A 26,245-nucleotide genomic window follows, 5' to 3' on the forward strand; every position below is an offset into this window, starting at 1 on the left:
CCAGCCTAGGCAGTGCGCGGCACGCGACGGCCCGTGGCATAACCTCCGGCCATGACCCCGCTCCGCTCGCCGCTCGACAACTTCTGGGCCGTCGTCCCCGCCGGCGGCGCGGGGACCCGCCTGTGGCCCCTGTCGCGGGCCTCGTCGCCCAAGTTCCTCCACGACCTCACCGGCTCCGGGCGCACCCTCCTCCAGGCCACGCACGACCGGCTCGCACCGCTCGTGGAGGACCGGCTGCTGGTCGTGACCGGCCTGGCGCACCGCGACGCGGTGCTCGACCAGCTCGGTGTGCCGGAGGAGGCCGTGCTGGCCGAGCCCTCGGCGCGCGACTCGATGGCCGCCATCGGGCTGGCCGCCGCACTCCTCGAGCGCCGCGACCCCGATGCGGTGATGGGCTCCTTCGCCGCCGACCACGTCATCAGCGACCCGGCCGGCTTCCACGCGGTGGTCGCCACGGCCGTCGAGGCGGCCCGCGCCGACTGGCTCGTGACCATCGGCATCGAGCCCACGCACCCGGCCACCGGCTTCGGCTACATCAGCCACGGCGACGAGGTCGCCGGCCTGCCGGGCGTGCGGATGGTGCGCGAGTTCGTCGAGAAGCCGGACGCGGAGGTCGCCGGGTCGTACGTCGCGCAGGGCTACCGCTGGAACGCCGGCATGTTCATCGTGCGCCCCACCGTCCTGCTGGACCTGCTGGCCGAGGGCGACCCCGGCTTCGCCGCCGCGCTCCGGGCGATCGCTGCCGACCCCGCGACGCTCGGCGACGCGTGGGGGGCCCTGCCCCGCATCGCGGTGGACCACGCCGTCGCCGAGCCGGCGGCGGCCGCCGGCCGCGTGGCGGTGGTGCCCGGCGCCTTCGGCTGGGACGACGTGGGCGACTTCGCGTCGCTGCGGTCGCTCCTGCCCGCCGGCGACGAAGGCCTCGTCGTGCTGGGGGACCGCACGCGGGTCCGGGCCGTCGACAGCACCGGCCTGGTCGTCCCCGCAGGAGACCGGGTCGTCGCCGTCGTGGGCCTCGAGGACATCGTCGTCGTGGACACCGGAGACGCGCTGCTGGTCACCACCCGGGCCCGCGCGCAGGACGTGAAATCGATCGTGGCCGCCCTCACCGAGGACGGCCACGTCGGTCTGACCTGAGGGGATCGTCCCCGTCAGAGGACGGTCGGCTCCGGGGAGTCCATGTAGGGGTACTGCTTCATGAACTCCTCGAGCGCCTCGCCGCTCGGGGCCGAGCAGTACTGGAAGACGCCCACCTGCTCGCCGCCCTGGGCGGCCTCGGTGCCACCGACCGACCAGTGGGTCATCGCCACGTGCTGGCCCGAGGGGAACGGGTCGCCGTCCTCCGAGGTCCACGGCACGGCCTTGAACTTGTCGCGCAGGTTGGTGGTGCTCGACTTCTTGGAGGCGATGCCGCGCAGGTCGTCCATCATGTCCTCGTCGCCGGCGACCGTCTCGTCGTACCAGAGGATCGTGTAGCCGTGCTCGAGGTTGTGCACGAGCTCGCCCACGTCGGGCCGGTCGGAGGCGCTGTAGAGCTTGCGGTCGATGCCGTCCCAGACGTTGTAGTGCTGGCCGAATGCCGGCGGCGAGTCCTCGTACTGGATCGGCGTGCCGGGCTCGACGTGGTCCTGGCTGCCGGTGGCCTTCTTGGTGGTGATCTCGCCGCAGTCCGAGGCGGGCGCGCCGATGGCGTCGATGGCCTCGGACTCGTAGGAGCGCAGGTCCCACCAGTTCTTGATCGGCTGGAAGGCAGCCGCGCCGATGATCACCAGAGCCACCAGGACGCACGCCCCGAGGAGGGCGAAGCCGCGGCGCCTCTCGGCGCCTGCCTGCTTCTTGCGGATCGAGTCGATGACCGCCTGACGGTCGGTCCTGTCCTTCTTGCTCACGGCGCTGGTGTCTCCCGGGTCGGGGGGTCCGGAGCACTGCGGGCCAGTGCTCCGGCGAGGGTCGGGGGCAGAGTCTACGGAGTGACGGGTGAGGTGGTGGCCACCACATGGGTCGGACCGTCCCGCCAGCCGTCCAGGACCCACCCGTGGGCGAAGCACACGGCCGCGACGGCCTGCCGGTCGGCGTGGGCGGGCAGCCGGAACGCGGCCCCCGCCCCGCCGTCCGCGGCCCCGACGGTCGCGACCTCGCCCCGCAGGGCGCGGGACAGGGCGCCGGCCAGCTCGTGCTCGGGGACGGGGTCGCCGAAGGGTCGACGGTCCTCGTCGTGGCCCGCGAGCGCTCGGACGACCGCCTCGCGGGCGCCGTACCCGAAGAGGTCGCCGCCGTCGGCGCGGACCAGGCTGACGGCTCCGGTCCCGTGGTCCCCGGCGTCGAGCACCAGGTCCGCGCGACCCCGCACCACGGCCACGGGACGCCCGGAGAGCTTGCCCTGGGCCAGCTCGGCCGCCCCGGCGATCTCGTCGGCCACCGCCGGCAGCGTCACGGCGAGCGGGTTGCCGTAGGGGTCCTCGCGACCGCTGAAGTCCTCGGCGACCAGCAGTCCGGCCGCGCCGATGGCGATGTCGGTCTGCCCCTCGCGCCAGGCCCGCCCGGCGGTGTCGGTGACGACCACGCCGACGTTGGCGCCGGTCAGCTCGAGGAGCGCCTCGCGCAGGCGCCGGGCGCTGGCGTCGGGGTCGAGGGGGAGCAGGGCCACCTGGCCCAGGCCGACGTTGGACGCGTCGACGCCGGCGGCCGCCATGGTCAGGCCGAGCCGGTTGCGGACGATGAGGGTGGCCCCGCGGCTCGCCACCACCCGCACGGTCTCCTCGGCCAGCGCCTCGTCACGGTCCCCGGCGCGCACGCGACCCTCGGCCTTGCTGACCACCTTGCTGGTGACGACCACGACGTCGCCGTCGGCGAGCTCGGTGACGGCGGTGATGACGCGGGCCAGGTCGGTGTCGACCGTGATCTCCGGCAGTCCGTCGGGGGCCGTCACCTCCAGGCGGCTCATGCCACCAGCCCGACGGCCGCGGCGGCCATCGCAGCGGTGGCGTCGACGTCGCTCATCATCAGCGGCACCGCCGCGCAGGCGATGCCGGCGTCCCGGACCGCGGCGACGTGGTGCTCGTCGCGGGTGTCCACCAGCCAGCCGTCGAGCACGCCGCCGTCGCGGCGGCTGCCGTAGTGGCGCGCGACCGCGCCGGCGGTGACCTCGACACCGATCGCGGTGAGCACCTGGTGGGCCATGCCGCGCACGTGGGTGTCCCCGACGATGGGGGAGAGGCCGACCACCGGCGCCGCCGTGGTGGTCACCGCCTCCCGGATGCCGGGCACGCCGAGGATGGTGCCCACGCTGACCACGGGGTTGGAGGGCGGCAGCACGACCAGGTCGGCGTCGCGGATCGCCTCCAGCACGCCGGGACCGGGGGTGGAGGCCTCCTGGCCGACCACGACCACGGCCTCGGCGGGCACCTGCGCCCGGAGCCGCACCCAGTACTCCTGGAAGTGCACGACCCGCCGGCCGCTCGGCTCGTCGGGGTCCGCGATCGCGATGTGGGTCTCCACCCGGTCGTCGGTCATCGGCAGCAGCCGCACCCCCGGCTGCCAGCGCCGGCACAGCGCGGTGGTGACCTCGGACAGCGGGTAGCCCGCCTCGAGCATCTGGGTGCGCACGAGGTGGGTGGCGATGTCGCGGTCTCCGAGGCCGAACCACGTCGGCTCCACGCCGTAGGCCGCGAGCTCCTCCTTGGTGCTCCACGTCTCGTCGCGTCGCCCCCACCCGCGCTCGGGGTCGATGCCGTCCCCCAGGGTGTACATCACGGTGTCGAGGTCGGGACACACCTTGAGGCCGTGGACCCACAGGTCGTCGGCGGTGTTGGCGACCACCGTCACCTCGGCGTCGCGGGCCACGCGGGGTACCGCCCCGGAGCGGATCCCGTGGAGCAGTCCCCGCACGAACGTCGCTCCGCCCATCCCGCCGGAGAGCACCGAAATCTTCTGCATGCGCCCTACCTTGCCCTACCGCGCATCACCCGACCGGGGGCCCTCATGGCCCGTTCGGGCCATATCAGATCTGGGCTTGACTTCGGGTGTACGACAGGCATGTAATTCCCACAGTGTCACTCACTGCCAGAGGGGCACCATCACGAGGGTCGAAAGGGCGAACGCCATGAGAGCAGAACTGTTTCTCCTGGAGCCGGATGCCGAGGAGCAGGGTTGGCAGGATCGCGCCCTGTGCGCGCAGACCGACCCGGAGGCCTTCTTTCCGGAGAAGGGTGGATCCACCAGGGAGGCCAAGAAGGTCTGCCTGACGTGCGAGGTGCGGACCGAGTGTCTCGAGTCCGCCTTGATGAACGACGAGCGCTTCGGGATCTGGGGTGGTCTCTCCGAGAGGGAGCGCCGCAAGCTGAAGAAGCGCGCAGTCTGATGCACGACGCGCGACGGGCCCGCTGATCCAGCGGGCCCTGTCGCGCATTTCGGGGTCGTACGACGCCCTCCCGGCGACGTTTTCGGGCCTCACCGAGCCGTCGCTAGGGTGCTCCGGTGACCGTCACCGTGCTCCTCGTCAGCCATGACGGGGCCCGGTGGCTGCCGGCCGTCCTCGACGGCCTCGAGAGCCAGACGCGCCCCGTCGACCGCGCCATCGCCGTCGACACCGGCAGCCGGGACGGCAGCGTCGACCTGCTGCGCGGACTGTTCGAGGACGAGTCGGTCCTCGAGCTCCCCGGGTCGACCGGCTACCCCGCCGCGGTGGCCCACGCCCTCGAGCACCTGCCGCCGACCGAGGGGACTGCCGGGGGCGCAGCCGAGGACGAGTGGATCTGGCTCCTCCACGACGACAGCCTCCCCGCCCCCGACGCCCTCGAGCAGCTGCTGCGGGCCGCCGACGAGCACCCCGAGGCCGACGTCCTCGGGCCCAAGCTGCGCGAGTGGCCGTCGCTCAAGCGCCTCCTCGAGGTGGGGCTCACCATCACCGGCACGGGTCACCGCGAGACGGGTCTCGAGCGCGGCGAGTACGACCAGGGACAGCACGACGAGGTCCGGCGGGTGCTCGCGGTCAACACCGCCGGCATGCTGGTCCGCCGCAGCGTCCTCGCCGAGCTCGGCGGCCTCGACCCCGAGCTGCCGATCTTCGGAAACGACATCGACTTCGGCTGGCGGGCGGCGCAGGCCGGCCACACCACGCTGGTCGTCCCCGCGGCGGTCGCGTTCCACGCCGAGGCGGCGCACCGCGGCGTGCGCCGTACCCCGCTGACCGGGCGCCACACGCACTACCAGGAGCGGCGCGCCGCGCTGGTCACGATGCTCGCCAACGCGTCCCCGCGGTCCCTGCCCTGGCAGGTAGTGCGTCTCTTCCTCGGCTCGCTGCTGCGGGTTCTCGGGTTCCTGTGCGTCCGTTCCGTGGGCGAGGCGCTCGACGAGCTGGCGGCCGTGCTGTCGGTCTACTCCCGCCCGCGGCAGGTGCTGGCCGCACGTCGGACCCGTGCCGAGCGGCGGACCGGGGAGCCGCACGACGTCCGCCACCTGCTGGCCCCGCGGTGGCTGCCCTACCGCCACGGCCTCGACTTCGTGACCGACCTCGCGGCGGCGGCCACCAACCAGGCGCAGGACGTGGCCGAGCGACGCCGCGCGGCCCGCGCGAGGCAGCCGGGCACGGCGTCGTACGCCCGCGAGCGCGACCGGCGCGACGAGGACGACGAGGAGGCCTACCTCCAGGACACCGGCCTGGTCGCCCGGTTCTTCACCAGCCCCGTCGCCGTCGTGCTGGCGCTGTTCGCCGTGCTGGCGGTCGTGGGGGCGCGCGAGGCCCTGGGGTCGATCACCGGCGGCGCGTTGTCCCCGGTGCCGACGGACGTGGGGCAGTGGTGGCAACTGCACGTGCAGAGCCGCCACCCGCTCGGGTCGGGCACCGACGTCCCGGCCCCGGCCTACGTGCTGCCCTTCGCGTTCGTCGGCAGCCTGCTCGGCGGTCCCGGCGTCGTCGTGTCGGCGCTGATGCTGCTGGCCGTGCCGTTCGCCGCCTGGGGGATGTGGCGGCTGCTGACCGTGCTCGGCCACCTCGTCGACACCCGCGACATGCCGCGCTGGCTGCACGTGTGGGGTGCGGTGACCTACGGGCTGGTCCCGGCCACCTCGGGCGCCTGGGGCGAGGGCCGCTTCGGGACCGTCGCCGTGGCCGCGCTGCTGCCCTGGACGGCCCACGCGGCCCTCGGCTTCGCCGACCCCGACCGTGACCGCCGCTGGCGAGCAGCCTGGCGGACCGCCCTGCTGGTGGCGCTCGGTGCCGCCTTCGTGCCCGGTGTCTGGCTCTTCGCCGTGCTGGCCACGGCCGTCGTGCTCGGCGTCGCTGCCTTCATCTCGCCCCGGCTGCTCAAGGACCGGCACAGCTGGGGACCCCCGGTCGTCGCGCTGGCGGCCGTGCCGGTGCTCCTCGCGCCGTGGATCCTCCCGCTGGTCACCACCGGCTCCGCGGAGGGGCTGCTCCTCGAGGCCGGTCGCCTGCCGGGGGACGACGTCGACGTCGTCGGGCTGCTCACCGGCCGGCTCGGCGACCTCGGCGCGCCGTGGTGGATCGGCGCCCTGCTCGGTGTCCTCGCGCTGCTCGCCCTGGTCCCGCGCTCGACGCGCGTCCCGGTGCTGGCCTGCTGGCTGGTCGCACTGGCCGCCGCCGTCGTGGTCGCGGGCCTGGGCTTCGTCACCCTCGACCTGCCGGCCACGCGGACCCGTCCGAGCCTGGGCCTGTTCGTCGTGGTCCTCCAGGGGCTGGCCGTCATCGCCACGGCGCTGGGCGCCGAGGCCTACCTGCGACGGCTCCGGGACGGTCAGCGGCACGCGGCCTGGCAGCGGGTGCTCGCCGGCGTCCTGGCGGTCGCGGCGGCGCTCGTGCCCCTCGGCGGCCTCGCCTGGTGGCTCGCCGACCCGGGCGAGGACGCCCTGGGCCGCGAGGAGGCGTCGGTCGTCCCGGCCTACATGGAGCAGAGCTCCCTCCTCGGTGACGAGCACGGCGTGCTGGTCCTGCGCGGCTCGGTGGCCGAGGGCATCGACTACCGCATCCTGCGCGGCGACGGCGTGACGCTGGGCGAGGACGAGGTGCTCGCCCTGGCCGAGGAGGACGTCGAGCTGACCGAGCAGGTGACGCAGCTCGTGTCCGCACCGACCGGCGAGCTCGTGGAGTCCCTGGGTCGGGCGGGGATCGAGTACGTCGTCCTGCCGTCGCCCGCCGACGGCACCGTCGCCGCGGGGCTCGACGCCACGGCCGGGCTCGACCAGGCCAGCGCCCAGGACCGCTCGACGCGGGCCTGGCGGGTCGACCGCCCGCTGTCGGCCGAGGGCGTCGAGGGGCGCACGACCTGGCCGCGCCTGGTCCTGCTCGTCCTGCAGGTCGCCGCGATCGTGCTCGTGCTGGTCCTGGCCGCGCCCACCGTGAGGAGGGGTCGTGATGAGTGAGCCCACGCCGCGGCCGGGCCGCCGGGCGGCGCAGCCGGACCGCACCCGCCGCTTCGGTCCCCTCGACCTCCTCGCGGTCGTCATCCCGCTGCTGACGATCGGCGCGCTGGCCCTGGTCGGCCCCGTCGAGGACGAGACCTCGTCCCGTCCGCCGGCCGAGGTCGCGCTGACCCGCACGACGCTGGTGTGCCCCGCTGCGCTGCCGGGCGCCGGCACGGTGGCGGTGGCCAGCGCGACCGGACGCAGCGGCGACGTGGCGATCCGCCAGCCCGCCGAGGACACCCTGGCCCTCGACGGCACCGCCCGCGACGCCACCAGGAGGCCGGTGGTGCTCCAGGCCGAGGGCGAGCTCGCCGCCGGCCTCGTCGCCGGACGGTACGGCGACGGCGCGGCGACCACGTGCGACCTGCCCAGCCCCGAGCAGTGGTTCACCGGGGTGGGAGCCTCGGCCGAGCACGGCTCGGTCCTCGAGCTCACCAACCCGGACCGCGGGCCGGCCGTCGCCGACGTGGGCGTGCTCGGCCCCGACGGCCCGGTGGACGTCCCGGCGATGCGCGGGGTCACCGTCCCCGGCGGGCGCACCGTCCGTTTCGACCTCGCGGCGGTCGTCCCGCAGCGTGCCGACCTCAGCCTGCGGGTCGTGGTCTCCCGGGGCCGCCTCGGCGTCCACGTCACCGACCTCGTCGACGAGCTGGGCGGGGGCGTCCGCAGCCGCGACTGGCTCCCCGCCCAGGCGGCGCCGGCCACCACGTCGTACCTCGTGGGCCTCGGCGGCAAGCCGGGGGACCGGGTGCTCGCGGTGGGCAACCCCGGCGACGACGAGGCGCGGGTGGGCCTGCGCGTCGTGACCAAGGGCAGCGAGTTCACGCCCGCGGGGCTCGAGGAGGTCACCGTCCCGCCCGGGGGCACGACGAGCGTCGACCTGTCCGGGGTGCTGCGGAGCCGAGCGGCACGGGGCGCCATCGGCCTGCGGCTGGAGTCCTCGTCGCCGGTGACCGCGGCGATGCGGACGCTTGCCTCGGGCGACCTCTCGCACGCCGTGGCCGCCGAGCCGCTCGAGGGCCACGCCGGCATCGTCCTGCCCCGCGGGCCGGCCCGCCTCGTGCTCGCCGGCGCCGAGCAGGCGGGGGTCGTCACCTACACGCTGCGTGACCAGCGCGGCCGCGAGGTCGCGCGCGAGCGTGTCGAGGTCGGGCCCGGTGCCTCGCCGAGGATCAAGCTGCCCTCCGGCGCCACGCAGCTCGACGTGGTCGTCCAGCGCACCACGGTCGTCGCCGCCGTCGAGGTCGGCCCGCCGGGTCTCGCGGTCCTCCCGCTGTCGGACCTGCGCCTCGAGGGGCTGGTCGCCGACGTGCGCCCGGCGCTGCGCTGAGGTCTCGCGGCGTCAGTCGCCGTACCGCGGGTCGACGTCCTCGGGCGGCAGGCCGAGCAGCTCGGCGACCTGCTCGACCACGACGGTGAGCACCATCGCCTCGAGGTCGTCACGACCCTCGCACCGGTGCTCGATGGGTCGCCGGAACAGCACCAGCCGGGTCGGCTGGCCCCCGGTGCCCCGGACCAGGGAGGACAGCGGCACCGTGGCGTCGCCCCAGTCGTCGGGGATCATCGGTGCGTCCTCGACGGCGTACTCGACGAGACCGAGCCGGTCCTGCCACCGCTCGTCGACCTCGGTGACGATGCCCAGCACCAGGTCGTCGAAACGCTCCCGGGCGGTCCGCAGGGCGGGCTCGCCGGGGCGCGCGGGCATCACGCCGGGACCGCGCATGCCGCGGCCGCGCCGGTCGCGCGTGACCCGGTGGCGGGGGAGCAGCTCATCCATGCCGCGAGCCTAATCAGGAGTCGACCGCGCGGCGGGTAGCGTCGGCGGCGTGAGCCTCGCCCGTCGCTGTTCCCGCACTGCCTGCGGTCGCACTGCGGTCAACACCCTGACCTACGTCTACGCCGACCAGACGGCGGTCCTGGGCCCGCTCGCGATCTACGCCGAGCCGCACGCCTACGACCTCTGCGACGTGCACAGCGAGCGGCTCTCCGCCCCCCGCGGGTGGGAGGTGCTGCGCCTGGCGCCGGACCCGTCCACCCAGGGGCCCTCCTCCGACGACCTGCTCGCCCTCGCCGACGCGGTGCGCGAGGCCGCCCGCCCGATCGAGCGTCCCGCCCCGCCGCGCCCGGTCGACCACGGCGGCGACGACCCGCGGCACGGCACCAAGCGCGGACACCTGCGGGTCCTCAGCAACGACTGAGCCGCGGCCGGGTTCGCCCGGAAGGGGGGAGGTCGCCCGTCGGGCCGTCCGGCACCCTCGGGCGCATGCCACGGATTCGCGTCAACGCCGACAACTTCGTCCGGGCGGAGACCCACCGCATGCTGGCCGACCTGCAACGCGACGCCGGTGGAGTCAACCGGCTCCTGCACCACCGGCAGCCCGCCTCGGTCGACCACCAGACCGTGATCCGGCTCAACCGGGACACGCTCTACAGCTTCGCCGTCGTCGACATCTCGGCCGGCGCGACGCTCACCGTGCCGGACGCCGGCGGGCGGTACCTGTCGGTGATGGTGGTCAACGAGGACCACTTCATCAACCAGGTCGTCCACGACCCGGGCAGGCACGACCTCTCGGTGGACCTGCTGGGGAGTCCGTACGTCGTCGTCGCCGCCCGCACCCTCGTCGACCCCCGTGACCCGGGGGACCTGACGGCCGCCGCAGCTCTCCAGGACCAGCTCGCCGTCGAGGCGGGTGCCGGGCGCCCGTTCGAGATGCCCGACTACGACACGGCCGGCCTCGACCGCACCCGCGCGGCGCTGCTGTCGCTCGCTGCCGACCAGACGTCCTTCGCACGCAGCTTCGGCCGCAAGGAGGACGTCGACCCCGTCCACCACCTCATCGGCACCGCCGCGGGCTGGGGAGGCCTGCCGGACACCGAGGCCACCTACGTCGGCGTCACCCCCGGCCTACCGGTCGGTGCGTACGAGCTGAAGGTCCGCGACGACGTCCCGGTGGACGGTTTCTGGTCGATCTCGGTCTACAACGCCGACGGCTTCTTCGAGCCCAACGAGCAGGGCGCCTACAGCGTCAACAGCATCACCGCCGTCCGTGACGACGACGGTGGCGTGACGGTCCGCTTCGGGGGCGACGGCCCCAACTCGCTGCCCCTCACGGACGGCTGGAACTACCTCGTCCGCCTCTACCGGCCGCGCCCCGAGATCCTCGACGGGCGCTGGACCTTCCCCACGCTCGACGGTTGAGGGGGCCGTCCCCGTTCGCTCCCGCGGCGAGTCGTTGTAGGTCGACCCCGGTGATCTCCGTCGTGCGCGCTGCCGACGACCGGGCCGAGGCCGCCGAACACCCGGTCGTCCCCCGTGACCTCTCCGGTAGGAGGGGTCGAGGCGTCGAGCGCAGCAAGCCTGAATCCCTTTCCACAGGCGGCCTCTCTGCGACGTCGCGTTGTCGGTGGCCCCTGATGCAATAGGACCCATGAAGACGCCCGCCGCTCCTGCTCTGCCGGACACTCCGGCCAAGCTGTTGCGTGCGGTGAAGGCATCGCGGGATCGGGCTGCTGCCGAGGACGTCGAGATGATGCGGCTGGGCGTGCACTGGGCCGACCTGCACCTGGCCGACCCCGAGCACGCGGAGGCGTGCTTCACCTCGCCGAAGACCTTCGCGGGTGAGGGATCGCCGTCGATCGATGAGTTCTGTGTGCCGGAGTTCGCGACCATGCTCGGCCGCACCAACGACAGCGCTGGTCGGTTCCTGACCGAGTGCGTGGAGGTGGCCTACCGGCTCCCGCGGCTGTGGGGTGCAGTCCAGGCCGGGCTGGTGGCGGGGTGGCGGGCCCGGGTGATCGCGCAGACCACCCTGGACCTCACTCTCGAGGCCGCGACGTACGTGGACGAGCAGGTGTTCTGGTGCGCCAACCGGCTCACCCCCTCCGCCCTGGGGCGGGTGGTGGACGAGGCCCGGGTGCGTCACATGCCCGAGGCCGTGGAGAAGGCGCTGGAGAAGAGTGCGGACAAGCGCAACGTCACCTTCGACACCCAGCAGGTCTCCTTCGACGGCACCATGCACCTGGAGGCGGACCTGGAGATCCCCGACGCCCTCGCCCTGCGCGAGGCCGTCGCGTCCGGCGCCGAGCACCTCGCGAAGCTCGGGTCCACCGACACCGTCGACGGCCGCCGGGCCACCGCGCTGGGCGACCTCGCCCGCCGCCAGCTGACCCTCGGCTTCGACGACGAGGATTCTTCGGCGGTCGAGACCTCGAAGCCGCCGGCTCCGGCCACGCCGGTGACGCAGATCGTCATCTATGCGCACCTGTCCGCCGATGCCATCACCGGCCTGGATGGGACAGGGTCTGGGACCGGCGAGGCGTTGTGTGCGCGGGTCGAGCAGGCCGGCCAACGGCTCCTGTCGGTGGAGCAGGTCCGCGCCTGGTGTGGCCGTCCCGACGCTGCGGTGGCCGTCAAGCCGGTCATCGACCTGCGCGAACGGTTGGAGACGAAGGGCTACACGCCCACCGCCGCCATGCGGGACTACGTGGTCGTCCGCGACGGGACGTGCGTCTTCCCGTGGTGCGGACGCAACGCCCGGCACGGCGACATCGACCACGTCGTGCCCTACGACCACGACCATCCCGACCGCGGCGGACAAACGAGCACCGACAACCTCGCCGCCCTGTGCCGCCGCCATCATCGGCTCAAGACTAAGGGCCGCTGGCGCTACCGGATGACCGAGCCGGGCGTGTTCGAGTGGACCAGCCCGCTGGGCTGGACCTACCGACGCGACCACACCGGCAGCCGGTGCACCGGACGCGCCTGGCCCGAACCCGGGTCGGGATCCGGGACCGCGGGCAGCGACCAGCAATACGACCGACCGGACCTGCGCCCGCCGGACCAGTAGCCACCCCGCCCCGCACCCCGCCACGGCGACATCGGCGGGGGCACCGGCATGTCCGGATGCCGCGCTGAGACGCCACGCACACGCAGGCGAGGCCTCGGCAGCCGCAGCCGCGTGCTCCACCGCGCCAGCCGTCGGCCGTGCGGGCGGCGGTCAGCCACCCTCCGCCGAGGTCGGTCCGGCGCCCGAGCGTGCCCGCCACGCCCGCACCAGCTCCACGACGTCTAGGCTGCGGCCATGCCCGAACCTTCCCCCTCGTCGACGCACGGATCGACCCTCGACGCGGCCAACGTCGACGCCATCTTCAAGGCGTACGACGTCCGCGGAACCGTCCCGGACCAGCTCGACGAGGACCTCGCCCGCGCCACCGGCGCCGCGTTCGTCGAGGTGGTCGGAGCGCCGGTGGTGGTCGTCGGCCACGACATGCGCCCCAGCTCGCCCGGCCTGGCCGGTGCTTTCGCCGCGGGCGCGACCGAGGCGGGGGCGGACGTGGTGATGATCGGCCTCGCCAGCACCGACCAGCTCTACTTCGCCTCGGGACACCTCGGCCACGCCGGCGTGATGTTCACCGCCAGCCACAACCCCGCGGGTTACAACGGGATGAAGATGTGCCGCGCGGGTGCGGTGCCGATCGGCTCCGAGACCGGCCTCGCCGAGATCCGCGACAGCGTGGTGCGGGGCGGCCACCGGCCCGCGTCCACGCCGGGCAGCATCACGCAGGAGGACGTGCTCGCGGCCTACGCCGCCCACCTCCTCGACCTCGCTCCGGTGGACGGGCGCCGGCTCAAGGTCGTCGTCGACGCCGGCAACGGCATGGCCGGGCTCACCGCCCCCGCGGTGTTCGACCGCATCGGCTCCGAGCGGATCGAGCTGGTGCCGATGTTCTTCGAGCTCGACGGCACCTTTCCCAACCACGAGGCCAACCCCATCGAGCCGGCCAACCTCGTCGACCTCCAGCGGCGGGTGCTGGACGAGCGGGCCGACATCGGCCTGGCCTTCGACGGCGACGCCGACCGCTGCTTCCTGGTCGACGAGCAGGGCCGGGCGGTGTCGCCCTCGACGCTCACCGCGCTGATCGCCTCGCGCGAGCTCGCCAAGGAGCCCGGGGCGACGATCATCCACAACCTCATCACGAGCCGTGCGGTGCCCGAGATCGTCACCGACCTCGGCGGCTCGCCCGTGCGCACCCGGGTCGGCCACTCCTACATCAAGGCGACGATGGCCGAGACCGGGGCGATCTTCGGTGGCGAGCACAGCGGGCACTTCTACTTCCGCGACTTCTGGCGCGCCGACTCCGGGATGCTCGCCGCGCTCCACGCCCTGGCCGCCCTGGCCGAGACCGAGCAGCCGCTGAGCGCGCTCCTCGCCGACTACGAGCGCTACGTCGTCAGCGGAGAGATCAACTCCACCGTCGCGGACCAGACGGCCGTGGTCGAGACGATCGAGAAGGCGTACGCCGACCACGACGGCGTGACCGCCGACCGGCTCGACGGGCTCACCGTGGCCCATGACGACTGGTGGTTCAACGTCCGCCCGTCCAACACCGAGCCGCTGCTGCGGCTCAACGCCGAAGGCCGCGACCGCGCCACGATGGAGCGGATCCGCAACGAGGTCCTCACCACCATCAGGAGCCACTCGTGAACATCGACCCCCAGCTGCTCGAGATCATCGTCTGCCCCGACTGCCACGGGCAGCTCGAGGAGGGCACCGACGAGCTCGTCTGCACCGCGTGCGGCCTGGCCTACCCGGTCAGGGACGACATCCCGGTGCTGCTCGTCGACGAGGCCCGCAAGCCGGCCTGATCGCCATGGCCATGTGGTTCGACGAGTCCAGGCTCGACGACGAGCGCGTCCTGGCCGCCCACGACCTGCCGCTGCGGGCGCTCGCCGAGAGCGGGGCACGGGTACGGCGCGAGGCCCACGACGCCTCCGCGGCCACGGCCGCGGCGATCGCCGGCCAGCAGGGGGTGGACCAGCCCCGTGCGGTCATCGCCGCCGGTCCCGACTCCCGCCTCCTGCGCGCCGTGCTCGAGCCGTGGTGCCCCGTGCCGTTCGTCGCGTGGCCCGGACCGGCCCTGCCGGGGTGGGCGGGCAGCCTGGACCTGGTCGTGATGCTCGCCCCCGAGGGCTCGGACAGCGGCTCGGCGTCGGCCGTGGCCGAGGCCGTGCGCCGTGGCTGCCAGGTCGTGGTCGCGTGCCCGGCGGGCTCGATGGTCGCCGAGCACGCGGCCGGCCGCTACACCACGCTCCTGCCCACGGTCACCGGGGACCAGCTCGCCACCGCGGTGGTGATGCTCGACTACCTCGCCCAGGTCCGCCTGGGCCCGCGCGCCGACGCCGAGGACGTGGCCACCGCGCTGGACGCCGTGGCCGAGCAGTGCTCGCCGTTCCGCGACCTGGCCGTCAACCCCGCCAAGATGCTGGCCATCGCCCTCGCCGACACCAATCCGCTGGTCTGGGGCGGTTCGGTGCTGGCCGCGCGAGCCGCACGCCGGGTCGCGGAGTCCATCCGCCGTGCCTCGGGACGCACCGCCCTGGCCGGCGACGCCGAGCACCTGGTCCCGGTGCTCGAGGCCGCCCGTCCGCGCGACGTGTTCGCCGACCCGTTCGCCGACGGCGACGCCCCCGCGGAGCGGCGGCCGCTCCTGGTGGTCCTCGACGACGGCGCCGAGGACCCCGTCGTGCGTGAGCAGCGCGGCCGGCTCCAGGCCGCGGCGGCGCGCCGCGACGTGCTCGTCGAGACCGTCAGCACGGAGGCCGAGAACGAGCTGGCCCGCTACGCCTCCCTCGTGCTGCAGGGCACCTACGCCGCGGAGTACCTCCGGATCGGCTTCACCTCGGACTGATCCCGCCCCTGCGGCCCCCCCGGGTTTGTGCTGTGCGCCCGTGCCTGCAACGGTGGAGGAGTCCCTGACCTCTGTGGAAGGAGAGCTCGTGCTCACCCTCACCCAGAACGCCAGCACGATCGTCCGTGAGATCACCCACCAGTCCAGCGAGGCCGACGCCGCGGGCCTGCGGATCGCCCTCGAGGCGACGCCGGAGCCCGCCTTCGCCATCAGCTCGACCGACGGCCCCCAGCCGGGGGACGCGACGGTCCAGCAGGACGGCGCCACGGTCTACCTCGACGCCGGATCGGCGCAGGAGCTCGACGACAAGGTCCTCGACGCCAGCGTCGACCAGGAGGGCGGCGTGCAGTTCGCGCTCGGCCTGCAGGGCTGACGCGCACGACACGTCCACGAGGGCGGCCGGGGATCTCCCCGGCCGCCCTCGTCGTGTCTGTCGTCCCTCGACCCGTCCTCCCGGACCTCGCCAGGTCCGGGGCGGGCGTGTCCCGCGGATAGGCTGGGCCGGTGACCGACACGAGGGAGCTCGCCTGATGGCCGCCGGACTCTTCGCCCTGCTCGACGACGTCGCCGCCCTGGCCCGGATCGCGGCGGCCAGCGTGGACGACGTCGGCGCGGCCGCCGGCCGCGCGAGCGCCAAGGCCGCGGGCGTGGTGGTCGACGACACGGCGGTCACCCCGCAGTACCTCCACGGCTCCGCCGCCGAGCGCGAGCTGCCGATCATCAAGAAGATCGCGATCGGCTCGCTGCGCAACAAGCTGCTCTTCATCCTGCCCGCGGCCGTGCTCCTCGGGCAGTTCCTGCCCGAGCTGCTGCCCGTGATCCTCATCTTCGGTGGTGGCTTCCTCGCCTACGAGGGCGCCCACAAGGTGTGGGAGAAGGTCAGCGGCCACCACACGGAGGCCGAGGAGGACGTCTCGCCGCAGGGCGAGTTCACCCCCGAGCACGAGCAGCGGACCATCGCCCAGGCCGTCCGCACCGACTTCATCCTGAGCGCCGAGATCATGGTCATCGCGCTCAAGGAGGTCGTCGGCTCAGACCCCGACGCCAGCATCTGGATGCGCGCGATCGTGCTGGCCGTGGTGGCCATCATGATCACCGTCCTGGTGTACGGCGTGGTGGCGCTGATCGTGAAGATGGACGACGTCGGCCTTCACCTGACCCTGAAGTCCTCCGCGGCGGCGCAGCGCGTCGGCCACGCCCTGGTGGGGGCCATGCCCCGGCTGCTCGCCGCGATATCGCTCATCGGCACGCTGGCCATGCTGTGGGTCGGTGGCCACATCTTCCTCGTCAGCCTCTACGAGATCGGCGACGACGGCGGGCTCCTGGGGGGCACAGCGCTCGGCGACGTGCTCCACGCGCCGTACGACCTCGTCCACCACTGGGAGGAGGCCGTCCACGACGCGGTCGGCGGCGCCCTGGGCAGCCTCGCCGGGTGGGTGGTCAACACCCTCGTGTCGGCGGTCGTCGGACTCGTCGTCGGCGGCATCGTGCTGGCGGTCCTGCACGCGTTCGGCATCGGGGGCGGCCACGGCTCCGGGGACCACGCCGAGGAGCACACCGGGGACCGCGCCGGGGACCACACCGGGGACGCGGTGGACCACGCGGTGGACCACGCAGCGGACCCGGCCGAGGCCGGTGCGGAGGGCGGTCAGGGCCCCGTCGAGGATTCTCCGAATCGGTGAGCCCGGTCATACGCTTCTGAGGTCCGCGCGGGAGATCCCGACGACGCACAGATGTGCGGCGCAGACGCGCTCCACCAAAGACTTCAGGAGACAACTGATGGACTTCAAGGTCGCCGACCTCAGCCTGGCCGACTACGGCCGCAAGGAGATCGCCCTCGCCGAGCACGAGATGCCCGGCCTGATGGCCATGCGCGAGCGCTACGGCGCGGACAAGCCGCTCGCCGGCGCCCGCATCGCCGGGTCGCTGCACATGACGATCCAGACCGCCGTCCTCATCGAGACCCTCGTCGACCTCGGTGCCGACGTGCGCTGGGCCACCTGCAACATCTTCTCCACCCAGGACCACGCGGCCGCCGCGGTCGTCGTCGGTCGCGACGGCACCGTGGACGCGCCCGCCGGCACGCCCGTGTTCGCCTGGAAGGGCGAGACCCTCGCGCAGTACTGGGACGAGGCCGAGAAGGTCTTCGCCTTCACCGACGCCGACGGCAACCCGGTCGGGCCCAACATGCTGCTCGACGACGGCGGCGACATCACCCTCCTCGTCCACAAGGGTGTCGAGTTCGAGAAGGCGGGCGTCGTCCCGCCGCAGGACTCCACCGACAACGAGGAGTACAAGGAGGTGCTGCGCGTCCTGGCCCGCTCGCTCGAGGCCGACCCGCAGCGCTGGACCCGCATCGCCGCCGGCATCAAGGGCGTCACCGAGGAGACCACCACCGGTGTGCACCGCCTCTACGAGCGGTTCAAGGAGGGCTCGCTGCTCTTCCCGGCGATCAACGTCAACGACTCGGTCACCAAGTCCAAGTTCGACAACAAGTACGGCTGCCGCCACAGCCTCATCGACGGCATCAACCGCGCCACCGACGTGATGATCGGCGGCAAGGTCGCGGTCGTGTGCGGCTACGGCGACGTCGGCAAGGGCTCCGCGGAGTCGCTGCGCGGCCAGGGCGCCCGCGTCATCGTCACCGAGATCGACCCGATCTGCGCTCTGCAGGCGGCGATGGACGGCTACGAGGTCAAGCGCCTCGACTCGGTCGTCGACACCGCCGACATCTTCATCACCACGACGGGCAACTTCGACATCATCACCGTCGAGCACTTCGAGCGGATGAAGAACCAGGCCATCGTCGGCAACATCGGCCACTTCGACAACGAGATCGACATCGCCGGCCTCGCCCGCATCCCGGGCATCGTCAAGGACGAGATCAAGCCGCAGGTCCACCAGTGGATCTTCCCGGACGGCAAGAAGGTCATCGTGCTGAGCGAGGGTCGCCTGCTCAACCTGGGCAACGCGACCGGCCACCCGTCGTTCGTGATGTCCAACTCCTTCACCAACCAGGTGCTGGCGCAGGTCGACCTCTTCTCCAAGACCGACGAGTACGAGGTCGGCGTGCACGTGCTGCCCAAGCACCTCGACGAGGAGGTCGCCCGCCTCCACCTCGCCGCCCTGGGCGTGGAGCTCACCGAGCTCACCAAGGAGCAGGCCGCCTACATCGGTGTCGACGTGGAGGGGCCGTTCAAGCCCGAGCACTACCGTTACTGAGGCAGACTGGGCGGCATGACACGTCCTGCCGAGCTCCCCACCCGGGGCAGCATCCTCGTCGTCGACGACGACTCGTCCCTGGCGGAGATGCTCTCCCTGGTGCTGCGGCAGGAGGGCTTCGAGAGCCAGGTCGTGGGTCGCGGTGACGAGGCGCTGGACGCGTTCCGGAGCTTTCGGCCCGACCTGGTCCTCCTCGACCTGATGCTGCCCGGCAAGGACGGCATCGACGTCTGCAAGGAGATCCGCGCCGAGTCCGGCGTGCCGATCGTCATGCTCACCGCCAAGGGCGACACCGTCGACGTGGTCGTCGGCCTCGAGTCCGGGGCCGACGACTACATCGTCAAGCCGTTCAAGCCCAAGGAGCTCATCGCCCGGATCCGCGCGCGCGTGCGCCGCAACGAGGCGCCCGTCTCCGAGGCCCTCACCATCGGCGACCTGGCCATCGACGTCTCCGGCCACTCCGTCACCCGCGCGGGCAAGCCGGTCAACCTGACGCCGCTGGAGTTCGACCTGCTGGTCTGCCTCGCCCGCAAGCCGTGGCAGGTCTTCACGCGGGAGGTGCTCCTCGAGCAGGTGTGGGGCTACCGCCACAGCGCCGACACCCGGCTGGTCAACGTGCACGTGCAGCGCCTGCGGTCCAAGGTCGAGCACGACCCCGAGAACCCCGAGATCGTGGTGACCGTCCGAGGCGTGGGTTACAAGGCCGGCACGGCCTAGTCCGGCCCCGGCATCCATGTCCACCCTGTCCTCGCCCCCGGGGCTGCAGCCGACGCTCGACCGCGTCTCCTACGGGCTGCGCCGTGCGCTGACCTTCTGGCGCCGGTCGGTGCAGGCCCGCGTCATCGCCTCGACGGTGCTGCTGTCCGCGCTGGTCGTGAGCATCGTGGGGTGGTTCCTCGTCCAGCAGACCCGCGAGGGGCTGCTGCAGAACCGCGTGGACCAGGTGGTGGCCGAGGTGGAGAACGAGACCACCCAGGCACGCGCGCAGCTCGCGGCCGAGCCCGGGACCGACGTCGACGAGGCCGGCCAGCGCGAGGACCTGATCCAGCCGCTGATCTCCCGCGGCGGCGCCCGCGGCTTCGCGGTGATCCTGTCCCCGGCGATCGGCACGGGCAGCCGGCTGGTCGACGGCGGCGCCCAGTTCACCCAGGGGCTCGACACCGCCACCGTCCCCGAGACGCTGCAGCAGCACTTCGACGAGCCCGCCGCCACCGCGTGGACCTACACCGACATCGAGACCACCCGGCCGGTCCCGGGCCTGCCGGAGGGCCCCGGCGTGGTCGTCGGCAGCCAGGTCACGCTGCCGGCGGACGACCACACCTACACGCTCTACTACGTCTGGTCCCTCGACGAGGAGCGCCAGACCATGGCGTTGGTGACCCGGGCGCTGCTCACGGCCGGCATCCTCCTGCTGTTGCTCGTCGCCGGGCTCGCCTGGCTGGTGGCTCGTCAGGTGGTGACCCCGATCCGGATGGCCCGCCGGGTCGCCGAGCGGCTGGCTGCGGGTCAGCTCCAGGAGCGCCTGCGAGTCAGCGGCGAGGACGACCTGGCCCGCCTGGCCACGTCGTTCAACCAGATGGCCTCCAACCTCCAGCGCCAGATCCGCCAGCTCGAGGAGCTGAGCCGCCTCCAGCGCCGGTTCGTCTCCGACGTGTCCCACGAGCTGCGTACGCCGCTCACGACGGTGCGGATGGCCGGCGACGTGCTCCACGACGCCCGGGCCAGCTTCGACCCGGTCACCGCCCGGGCCGCCGAGCTCCTTCAGGTCGAGCTCGACCGTTTCGAGACCCTGCTCGCCGACCTGCTGGAGATCAGCCGGTTCGACGCGGGGGCGGCGGTGCTCGAGGCCGAGGACGTCGACCTCGTCGTCGTGGCCCGCCGGGTCGTCGAGATGACCCGGGCCCTCGCGGAGCAGCGGCACACCCAGGTGGTGGTGCGCGCCCCCGACCGCGCCTGCCTGGCCGAGGCCGACCCCCGCCGGGTCGAGCGGATCGTGCGCAACCTGGTGACCAACGCCATCGACCACGCCGAGGGGCGGCCCATCCACCTGCTGGTGGCCGGCGACGACCACTCCGCGGCGATCGCCGTGCGCGACCACGGGGTGGGCCTGGGGCCGGGGGAGTCCGCGATGGTCTTCAACCGCTTCTGGCGAGCCGACCCGGCGCGCGCCCGCACCAGCGGCGGCACCGGGCTGGGGCTGTCGATCTCGCTGGAGGACACCCACCTCCACGGCGGCTGGCTCCAGGCATGGGGTCGCCCGGGCGAGGGCGCCCAGTTCCGGCTCACGCTGCCGCGCCGCCTCTCCCAGCCGCTGCGCCACAGCCCGCTGCCGCTGGTGCCCACCGACGCCCTGGAGTCGGCATGAGGGGGCCGGCCCGGGTCGCGGGCGTGCTCGCCGTGGTCCTCCTGCTGTCGGCGTGCGTGCGGATGCCCACGGACGGCCCCGTCACCGAGGTCCAGACCTCGACCGAGGTGTCGTCGCCGCCGGGCATCGGGTTCGACCCGCGTCCGCCGCAGCCCGGGGAGTCGGCCGTCGAGATCGTCGCGCACTTCCTCGAGGCGATGAAGGCGACGCCGATCACGACCAGCGTCGCGCGCCAGTTCCTCAGCCAGGATGCCCAGCAGTCGTGGCAGCCGGACGACGCCATCGTCACCTACGGCGAGCTCGGCGACCCCGTCGGAGGGGACCTGACCGTCCAGGTCCCGATGTCGTCGATCAATGTCTACGACGACCGCGGCGCCTGGCAGCGCTCGCGGGACGGGGTGACGATGGAGTTCTCGCTCACCTCCGAGGACGGCGAGTGGCGCATCTCGGAGGTCCCGGACGCGCTGGTCGTCCCCGAGTCGTGGTTCGAGACCCTCTACCGCCGCGCCTCCCTCTACCTCTTCGACCCCACCGCCGGGATCCTGGTCCCCGAGCCGGTCTACGTCCCCGAGGGGGAGCAGGTGGCCTCGGCCCTCGTGCCCGGCCTGCTGCCGCACGAGGGGACCGACCCGCGGGTGGCGCGCACGTTCTTCCCGCCGGGGTTCAGCACCTCCGGTCCGGTGCCCATCACCTCGGCCGGAATCGCCGAGGTCTCCCTCGACGGGGACCCCGAGGCGGTCGACGAGGTCGTCGGCCAGCTGATGCTGACCCAGCTGATCTGGACGCTGCGGCAGGAGCCGCGGATCCGGGCCGTGCAGCTCACCATCGGCGACCGCGAGCTCGGCCTGCCCGGCGGCGCCACCCAGGTCGACCTCGACGTCGGCAGCGCCTACGACCCGACCGGGGCCCAGTCCACCGGGGACGTCTTCGGCCTCGTCGACGGGCGCGTGGTGCGCGGGGCGGCCTCCTCGCTGCTCGCCACCTCCGGCCCGATGGGGACCGAGCGGCTCGGCATCCGGTCGATCGGCGTCAACCTCGAGGGGAGCCGGGTGGCCGGGGTCTCCGGCGACGGGACCGGGGTGCTGGTGGCCCCGGTGGACGACGAGGAGGGCACGGCGGTCCAGGTCGTCAGCGGCGCCGGCGACCTGCTGCCGCCCGCCTGGGACTTCGCCGACCGCATGTGGCTGCTGGACCGGGCCGGGGGACGCGCGCAGGTGCTGGTCGTGACCGGCACCCGGGCCCGCTCCGTCCAGGTCCCCGGCGTCAGCGGCCGCGACGTCGAGCAGCTCCTGGTGTCGCGCGACGGCAGCCGGCTGGTGGCCGTGGTCGCGGGCGCGGACGGCGACCGGGTCGTCGCGGCCCGCGTCCTCCACGGCGACGCCGGCCGGGTGCTGGGCGCCACCCGCGCCCGTCGGCTCGCCTACCAGCCCGATGCGTCCGGCCAGGTCCGCGACATCGCGTGGCGCACGCCGACGACGGTGTCCGTGCTCTCCGACATCACCGACGACCTCTCCCAGGTCCGGACCGTCTCCGTCGACGGCGCGCCCGGCGAGGTGGTGACCTCCGGGTCCAGCCGCGTCCGCGGCGCCTTCCGCCACCTGGTGGGCTCCCCGGTGGAGGGAGCCGAGGTCTACGTCGTCGCCGGTCGCGAGATCATCGACCTGACCGCGCCCACTCGGCCCCTGTCCGCGCTCCCCGCCGGCCTGACCTCGCTGACCTACGCCGGCTGAGTCCGCCCTCCACAGGCGGGGAACCGGGCCTTGAGCCCGCCCGGCCGCGCTGGTCCGATGGGGCCGTGCGTGACGCGGCCCTGGACCTGCTGACCGGGAGCACCTGCGTCGGCTGCTCGCGGCCGGGGCGGATGCTGTGCCCGTCGTGCCGCGCCGTCCTGCCGACGACCGCGGTCCGGAGCTGGCCCAGCCCGGTGCCGGCCGGACTGGTCCCGCCATGGGCGACCGGGGAGTACGCCGACACCCTGCGCGCCCTCGTCGTCGGGCACAAGGACCGCGGGCAGTGGTCCCTGGCCCGGGTGCTCGCCGGCCTGCTGGCGGTCTCGGTGCGCGCGGCGGCGGGACCGCCCGACGGCACCCCGCTGGTGCTCGTGCCGGTCCCGTCGCGTCCCGGCTCGAGCCGCCGCCGCGGCTACGACCCCACGGGCGCCCTCGTCCGGGGCGCCGTCCGCGTCCTCGTCCGCGAGTCGTACGACGCCCTGGGCGCCGCCCTGCTCGTCTCCCGGGGCGGCGTGGTCGATCAGGCGGGCCTCACGGCCACCGAGCGCGCCGCCAACCTGGCGGGCTCGATGTGCTGCCCGGCGCCCGGCCTGCGGCGCCTCGCCGCGCGGCGTACGAGGGCACGGGTGGTCCTGTGCGACGACGTGCTGACGACCGGTGCGACGGCACGGGAGGCGCAGCGGGCCCTGTCGGCGGTGGGCCTCGAACCCGCCGCCGTGGCGGTCGTCGCGGCCACCCGGCGACGCCTTCCGGAGGTCGGGACGGTCAGCCCGTCCCATTCCGGACCCCCGTCCCTTGGCCCCGCACCGGGGAGGGGCTAGCGTCTGTGCATGGAGTCCGTCCGGGTCCGTGGTTGCGTCACCCGGACACCTGTGCGCCCGCCAGGGACCGCACAGTCATCCGGATGGCAAGCCGATGCCAGTCGCAGGCAAAACGGCCCACGTAAGGCTGGAGACAGCCGATCACGGTGCGGCTTAGACGTAAGTCCTGCCTCGCAGCCGTCGTCAGACACGACGGTGGTCGGGAGAGGGCCGGTAGTGACATCCAAGTTGCGGAAGCCCCAGCAGGCGACTGTGGGGACGAAGACCAGGTCGGCCGGGCGGACTCCATCCCACCGGTGGCCAGGACACGGGCCCGACCCGGTCCCTCGCCGCGCGGGTGGGCCGATGAAGTAGTCCTGCTACCAGGAGGTTCACATGGATGTTGTGGTCACCGGACGACACTGCGAGGTGTCGGACAGGTTCCGCGAGCACGTCTCGGAGAAGCTCGCCAGGCTTGAGAAGCACGACCACCGGATCATGCGAGTACAGGTCGAGGTGGAGCAGGAACGCAATCCCCGTCAGCACGACCGCGCGGTGCGCGTCGAGCTGACCGCCTTCTCCAAGGGGCCGGTGATCCGCGCCGAGGCCGCCGCGGCGGACAAGATGGGCGCACTCGACCTCGCCATGGACAAGATGGCCGCCCAGATGCGCCGCGCGGCCGACCGCCGCCGGGTGCACCACGGCCGGCACACCCCGGTGTCGGTGGGGGAGGCCCTCGCCGACCTCCCCGAGCCCACCACGACCGACGAGGACGACACCGAGACGGTCACCGAGCGCCAGGTCGGACCGATCACCGTCACCGGCGACGGACCGCTCGTCGTACGGGAGAAGTCCCACGGCGCCACGCCCATGACCCTGGACCAGGCGCTCTACGAGATGGAGCTCGTCGGGCACGACTTCTACCTCTTCGTCGACAAGGAGAGCGAGAGGCCCTCGGTCGTCTACCGCCGCCGCGGCTACGACTACGGCGTGATCTCCCTGGACCTGGACCGCTGACCCATGGCTCCTGTTGCCTCGGTCACGAGTTCTGCAATGATGCGCGGGTGACCGAGGCAACGGGTGTCCCAGGCACCAACCCCCATGAGCCGATCCGAGTCCTGGTCGTTGACGACCAGGAGCTGTTCCGGCGAGGGCTGACCATGCTGCTCGCGCAGGACACCGACATCCAGGTCGTGGGGGAGGCCGACGACGGCATCGTCGGCACCGAGCTGGCCACCACGCTCGCGCCCGACGTGGTGCTGCTCGACGTCCGGATGCCGCGGCGCACGGGTGTCGAGGCCTGCCGCGCGATCAAGGAGGCCGTCCCGTCGGCCAAGATCATCATGCTGACGGTCTCCGACGAGGAGGGCGACCTCTACGAGACCGTCAAGAACGGCGCGTCGGGCTACCTGCTCAAGGACTCCTCGATCGAGGAGGTCGCGCAGGCGATCCGGGTCGTCAACGAGGGCCAGTCGCTGATCAGCCCGTCGATGGCGGTCAAGCTGATCGACGAGTTCAAGCAGATGTCCAAGCCCGACAAGGAGCAGAGCACCGCGCTCAAGCTCACCGAGCGCGAGCTCGAGGTGCTGCGCCTGGTCGCACGTGGTCTCAACAACCGCGAGGTGGCCAAGGAGCTGTTCATCTCCGAGAACACCGTCAAGAACCACGTCCGCAACATCCTCGAGAAGCTCCAGCTCCACTCGAGGATGGAGGCCGTGATGTACGCGATGAAGGAAAAGCTGCTCGACCTCCCGTGACGGAGTCGCTCACCACCCTCCAGGCACGCCGGATCGCGCTCGCCGCGCAGGGCTTCACCGACCGGTCGCACGCGACCCCGTCGATGAGGACGCTCGAGCGCACCCTGTCCCGCACGGGGGTGCTCCAGGTCGACTCGGTCAACGTGCTCCAGCGGGCGCACTACATGCCGCTCTACTCGCGGATGGGCGCCTACGACGTCGACCTGCTGCGGCGGGCGTCGCAGCGCCGTCCCCGGCGGATGGTGGAGTACTGGGCGCACGTCCAGGCGTTCATGCCCGTCGACCTCTGGCCGGTCATGCAGCACCGGATGGCGGGCTACCGCGAGCAGCGCGGCAAGTGGGGGTTCACCGCCGACCCGACGCTGGAGCCCGGCGTGCTGGCGGCGGTCCGCGACCGCGGACCGGTGACCGCGCGCGACCTGGAGGAGGAGTTCTCCGACGGCCCGCGCACCAAGGAGCACTGGGGCTGGAACTGGTCCCAGGCCCGCAAGGTGCTCGACTTCCTTTTCCTCGTCGGCGACGTCGCGATCGCGGGGCGCAACTCCCAGTTCGAGGTCCTGTACGACGTCCCGGAGCGGGTGCTGCCGGCCTCGGTGCTCGCGGCCCCGACGCCCTCGAAGGCCGAGGCGGACCTCGAGCTCGTGCGCCGCGCCGCGCGGTCGCACGGCGTGGCGACCGTGCGCTGCCTGGCCGACTACTACCGGATGGGGGTGGCCGAGACGCGGGCCGCGGTCGAGACCCTCGTGGAGGCCGGCGAGCTGGTGCCGGTGACCGTGCCGGGCTGGACCAGGGCGGCGTACCTCCACCGCGACGCGCGACTGCCGCGGCGGGTCGGGGCGCGTGCCCTGCTCTCGCCCTTCGACCCGGTGGTGTGGGAGCGCTCGCGCGCCGAGACGCTCTTCGACTTCTCCTACCGCATCGAGATCTACGTCCCTGCCGACAAGCGGGTGCACGGCTACTACGTGCTGCCGTTCCTCCTCGGCGACCGGATCGTCGCGCGGGTCGACCTCAAGGCCGACCGGGCGACCCGCCGCCTCCTCGTGCAGGGCGCGTACGCCGAGCCCGGCGCGCCGGGGGAGACGGCGGAGGAGCTGGCGAGCGAGCTGCGCAGGCTCGCCAGGTGGCTGGACCTCGACGACGTCGTGGTGGCTCCGCGTGGCGACCTGGCGCCGGTCCTCGCCGCCGTTGCCGCGGCCGCTGGGCGGCGTGGGTAGCATGATCGACGGCCCTCCGGCCGCCCCGACCGTCGTACGACCCATC

24 protein-coding genes are annotated in these 26,245 nt (G+C 73.3%); 20 read left to right on the forward strand and 4 right to left on the reverse strand.

What is annotated here, in order from left to right; genetic code table 11:
* Positions 1–51 precede the first annotated feature (51 nt).
* Positions 52–1,137, forward strand: coding sequence for a mannose-1-phosphate guanylyltransferase (locus DAI17_RS06925; RefSeq protein ID WP_107772159.1), 1,086 nt, complete (start codon positions 52–54; stop codon positions 1,135–1,137).
* A 14-nt stretch (positions 1,138–1,151) separates the two neighbouring features.
* Here DAI17_RS06925 and DAI17_RS06930 read toward each other — a convergent pair whose 3' ends face one another.
* The 3 genes from DAI17_RS06930 to cofD all read right to left on the reverse strand — a co-directional run bounded on the left by DAI17_RS06930 (position 1,152) and on the right by cofD (position 3,936).
* Positions 1,152–1,889 (reverse strand): DUF3105 domain-containing protein, encoded by a 738-nt coding sequence (locus DAI17_RS06930; protein WP_107772160.1) that lies wholly within the window; start codon positions 1,887–1,889, stop codon positions 1,152–1,154.
* Positions 1,890–1,963: 74 nt separating this feature from the next.
* Positions 1,964–2,944: a coenzyme F420-0:L-glutamate ligase gene (cofE, locus tag DAI17_RS06935; RefSeq protein ID WP_107772161.1), complete on the reverse strand. Its 981-nt coding sequence runs from the start codon at positions 2,942–2,944 to the stop codon at positions 1,964–1,966.
* Positions 2,941–3,936, reverse strand: coding sequence for a 2-phospho-L-lactate transferase (cofD, locus tag DAI17_RS06940; protein WP_107772162.1), 996 nt, complete (start codon positions 3,934–3,936; stop codon positions 2,941–2,943). Before cofD ends, cofE begins: the two co-directional genes overlap by 4 nt.
* Positions 3,937–4,102: 166 nt before the next feature.
* Here cofD and DAI17_RS06945 point away from each other — a divergent pair, with 166 nt between their 5' ends.
* The 3 genes from DAI17_RS06945 (at position 4,103) to DAI17_RS06955 (ending at position 8,752) form a co-directional block, all read left to right on the forward strand.
* Positions 4,103–4,360 (forward strand): WhiB family transcriptional regulator, encoded by a 258-nt coding sequence (locus DAI17_RS06945; protein ID WP_107772163.1) that lies wholly within the window; start codon positions 4,103–4,105, stop codon positions 4,358–4,360.
* Positions 4,361–4,476: 116 nt separating this feature from the next.
* Positions 4,477–7,380, forward strand: a complete 2,904-nt coding sequence (locus DAI17_RS06950; RefSeq protein WP_107772164.1) for a glycosyltransferase family 2 protein — start codon at positions 4,477–4,479, stop codon at positions 7,378–7,380.
* Positions 7,373–8,752 carry a DUF5719 family protein gene (locus DAI17_RS06955; RefSeq protein ID WP_107772165.1) on the forward strand — a complete coding sequence of 460 codons (1,380 nt, stop codon included), beginning with the start codon at positions 7,373–7,375 and terminating at the stop codon, positions 8,750–8,752. Before DAI17_RS06950 ends, DAI17_RS06955 begins: the two co-directional genes overlap by 8 nt.
* A gap of 12 nt (positions 8,753–8,764) precedes the next feature.
* On the opposite strand, the gene DAI17_RS06960 is transcribed toward DAI17_RS06955, so the two are convergent.
* The gene (locus tag DAI17_RS06960) at positions 8,765–9,199 is read right to left on the reverse strand and encodes a metallopeptidase family protein (protein WP_234412313.1); all 435 of its coding nucleotides are present in this window, start codon (positions 9,197–9,199) and stop codon (positions 8,765–8,767) included.
* A gap of 49 nt (positions 9,200–9,248) precedes the next feature.
* Between DAI17_RS06960 and DAI17_RS06965 the strand changes: the two genes are divergently transcribed.
* From DAI17_RS06965 to DAI17_RS07040, 16 genes are all read left to right on the forward strand, one after another.
* A complete protein-coding gene (locus DAI17_RS06965; protein WP_107772166.1) occupies positions 9,249–9,620 on the forward strand; it encodes a DUF3499 domain-containing protein in 372 nt (123 codons plus the stop codon).
* Positions 9,621–9,685: 65 nt separating this feature from the next.
* The gene (locus DAI17_RS06970) at positions 9,686–10,621 is read left to right on the forward strand and encodes a DUF1214 domain-containing protein (protein WP_107772167.1); all 936 of its coding nucleotides are present in this window, start codon (positions 9,686–9,688) and stop codon (positions 10,619–10,621) included.
* A gap of 229 nt (positions 10,622–10,850) precedes the next feature.
* Positions 10,851–12,269, forward strand: coding sequence for an HNH endonuclease (locus tag DAI17_RS06975; RefSeq protein ID WP_159081393.1), 1,419 nt, complete (start codon positions 10,851–10,853; stop codon positions 12,267–12,269).
* A gap of 234 nt (positions 12,270–12,503) precedes the next feature.
* Positions 12,504–13,907 carry a phosphomannomutase/phosphoglucomutase gene (locus DAI17_RS06980; RefSeq protein ID WP_107772169.1) on the forward strand — a complete coding sequence of 468 codons (1,404 nt, stop codon included), beginning with the start codon at positions 12,504–12,506 and terminating at the stop codon, positions 13,905–13,907.
* Positions 13,904–14,068, forward strand: coding sequence for a Trm112 family protein (locus tag DAI17_RS06985; protein WP_159081394.1), 165 nt, complete (start codon positions 13,904–13,906; stop codon positions 14,066–14,068). Before DAI17_RS06980 ends, DAI17_RS06985 begins: the two co-directional genes overlap by 4 nt.
* 5 nt (positions 14,069–14,073) lie before the next feature.
* Positions 14,074–15,111: an SIS domain-containing protein gene (locus DAI17_RS06990; RefSeq protein WP_107772170.1), complete on the forward strand. Its 1,038-nt coding sequence runs from the start codon at positions 14,074–14,076 to the stop codon at positions 15,109–15,111.
* Positions 15,112–15,151: 40 nt separating this feature from the next.
* On the forward strand, positions 15,152–15,484 hold the full coding sequence (locus tag DAI17_RS06995; RefSeq protein ID WP_234412315.1) for a Fe-S cluster assembly protein HesB: 333 nt from the start codon (positions 15,152–15,154) through the stop codon (positions 15,482–15,484).
* 157 nt (positions 15,485–15,641) lie between these two features.
* The gene (locus tag DAI17_RS07000; protein ID WP_107772172.1) at positions 15,642–16,793 is read left to right on the forward strand and encodes a DUF808 domain-containing protein; all 1,152 of its coding nucleotides are present in this window, start codon (positions 15,642–15,644) and stop codon (positions 16,791–16,793) included.
* A 97-nt stretch (positions 16,794–16,890) separates the two neighbouring features.
* Positions 16,891–18,333 carry an adenosylhomocysteinase gene (gene ahcY, locus DAI17_RS07005; RefSeq protein WP_107772173.1) on the forward strand — a complete coding sequence of 481 codons (1,443 nt, stop codon included), beginning with the start codon at positions 16,891–16,893 and terminating at the stop codon, positions 18,331–18,333.
* A 15-nt stretch (positions 18,334–18,348) separates the two neighbouring features.
* Positions 18,349–19,050 carry an MtrAB system response regulator MtrA gene (gene mtrA, locus DAI17_RS07010; protein WP_107772174.1) on the forward strand — a complete coding sequence of 234 codons (702 nt, stop codon included), beginning with the start codon at positions 18,349–18,351 and terminating at the stop codon, positions 19,048–19,050.
* Positions 19,051–19,066: 16 nt separating this feature from the next.
* A complete protein-coding gene (mtrB, locus tag DAI17_RS07015; RefSeq protein ID WP_107772175.1) occupies positions 19,067–20,698 on the forward strand; it encodes an MtrAB system histidine kinase MtrB in 1,632 nt (543 codons plus the stop codon).
* Positions 20,695–22,428 (forward strand): GerMN domain-containing protein, encoded by a 1,734-nt coding sequence (locus DAI17_RS07020; protein ID WP_107772176.1) that lies wholly within the window; start codon positions 20,695–20,697, stop codon positions 22,426–22,428. The genes mtrB and DAI17_RS07020 overlap by 4 nt, the downstream gene beginning before the upstream one ends.
* Positions 22,429–22,493: 65 nt before the next feature.
* Entirely contained in the window at positions 22,494–23,249 is a 756-nt protein-coding gene (locus tag DAI17_RS07025; protein ID WP_199904974.1) for a ComF family protein, read from the forward strand.
* 375 nt (positions 23,250–23,624) lie between these two features.
* Complete coding sequence (hpf, locus tag DAI17_RS07030; protein WP_107772177.1) at positions 23,625–24,245, forward strand: ribosome hibernation-promoting factor, HPF/YfiA family; 621 nt, start codon at positions 23,625–23,627, stop codon at positions 24,243–24,245.
* Between the two features lie 47 nt (positions 24,246–24,292).
* On the forward strand, positions 24,293–24,985 hold the full coding sequence (locus DAI17_RS07035) for a response regulator (RefSeq protein ID WP_234412317.1): 693 nt from the start codon (positions 24,293–24,295) through the stop codon (positions 24,983–24,985).
* On the forward strand, positions 24,982–26,199 hold the full coding sequence (locus tag DAI17_RS07040) for a winged helix-turn-helix domain-containing protein (protein ID WP_234412323.1): 1,218 nt from the start codon (positions 24,982–24,984) through the stop codon (positions 26,197–26,199). The genes DAI17_RS07035 and DAI17_RS07040 overlap by 4 nt, the downstream gene beginning before the upstream one ends.
* The last annotated feature ends 46 nt before the right edge of the window (positions 26,200–26,245 follow it).

It is taken from the genome of Nocardioides sediminis (assembly GCF_003047295.1).
Classification (GTDB): domain Bacteria; phylum Actinomycetota; class Actinomycetes; order Propionibacteriales; family Nocardioidaceae; genus Nocardioides; species Nocardioides sediminis.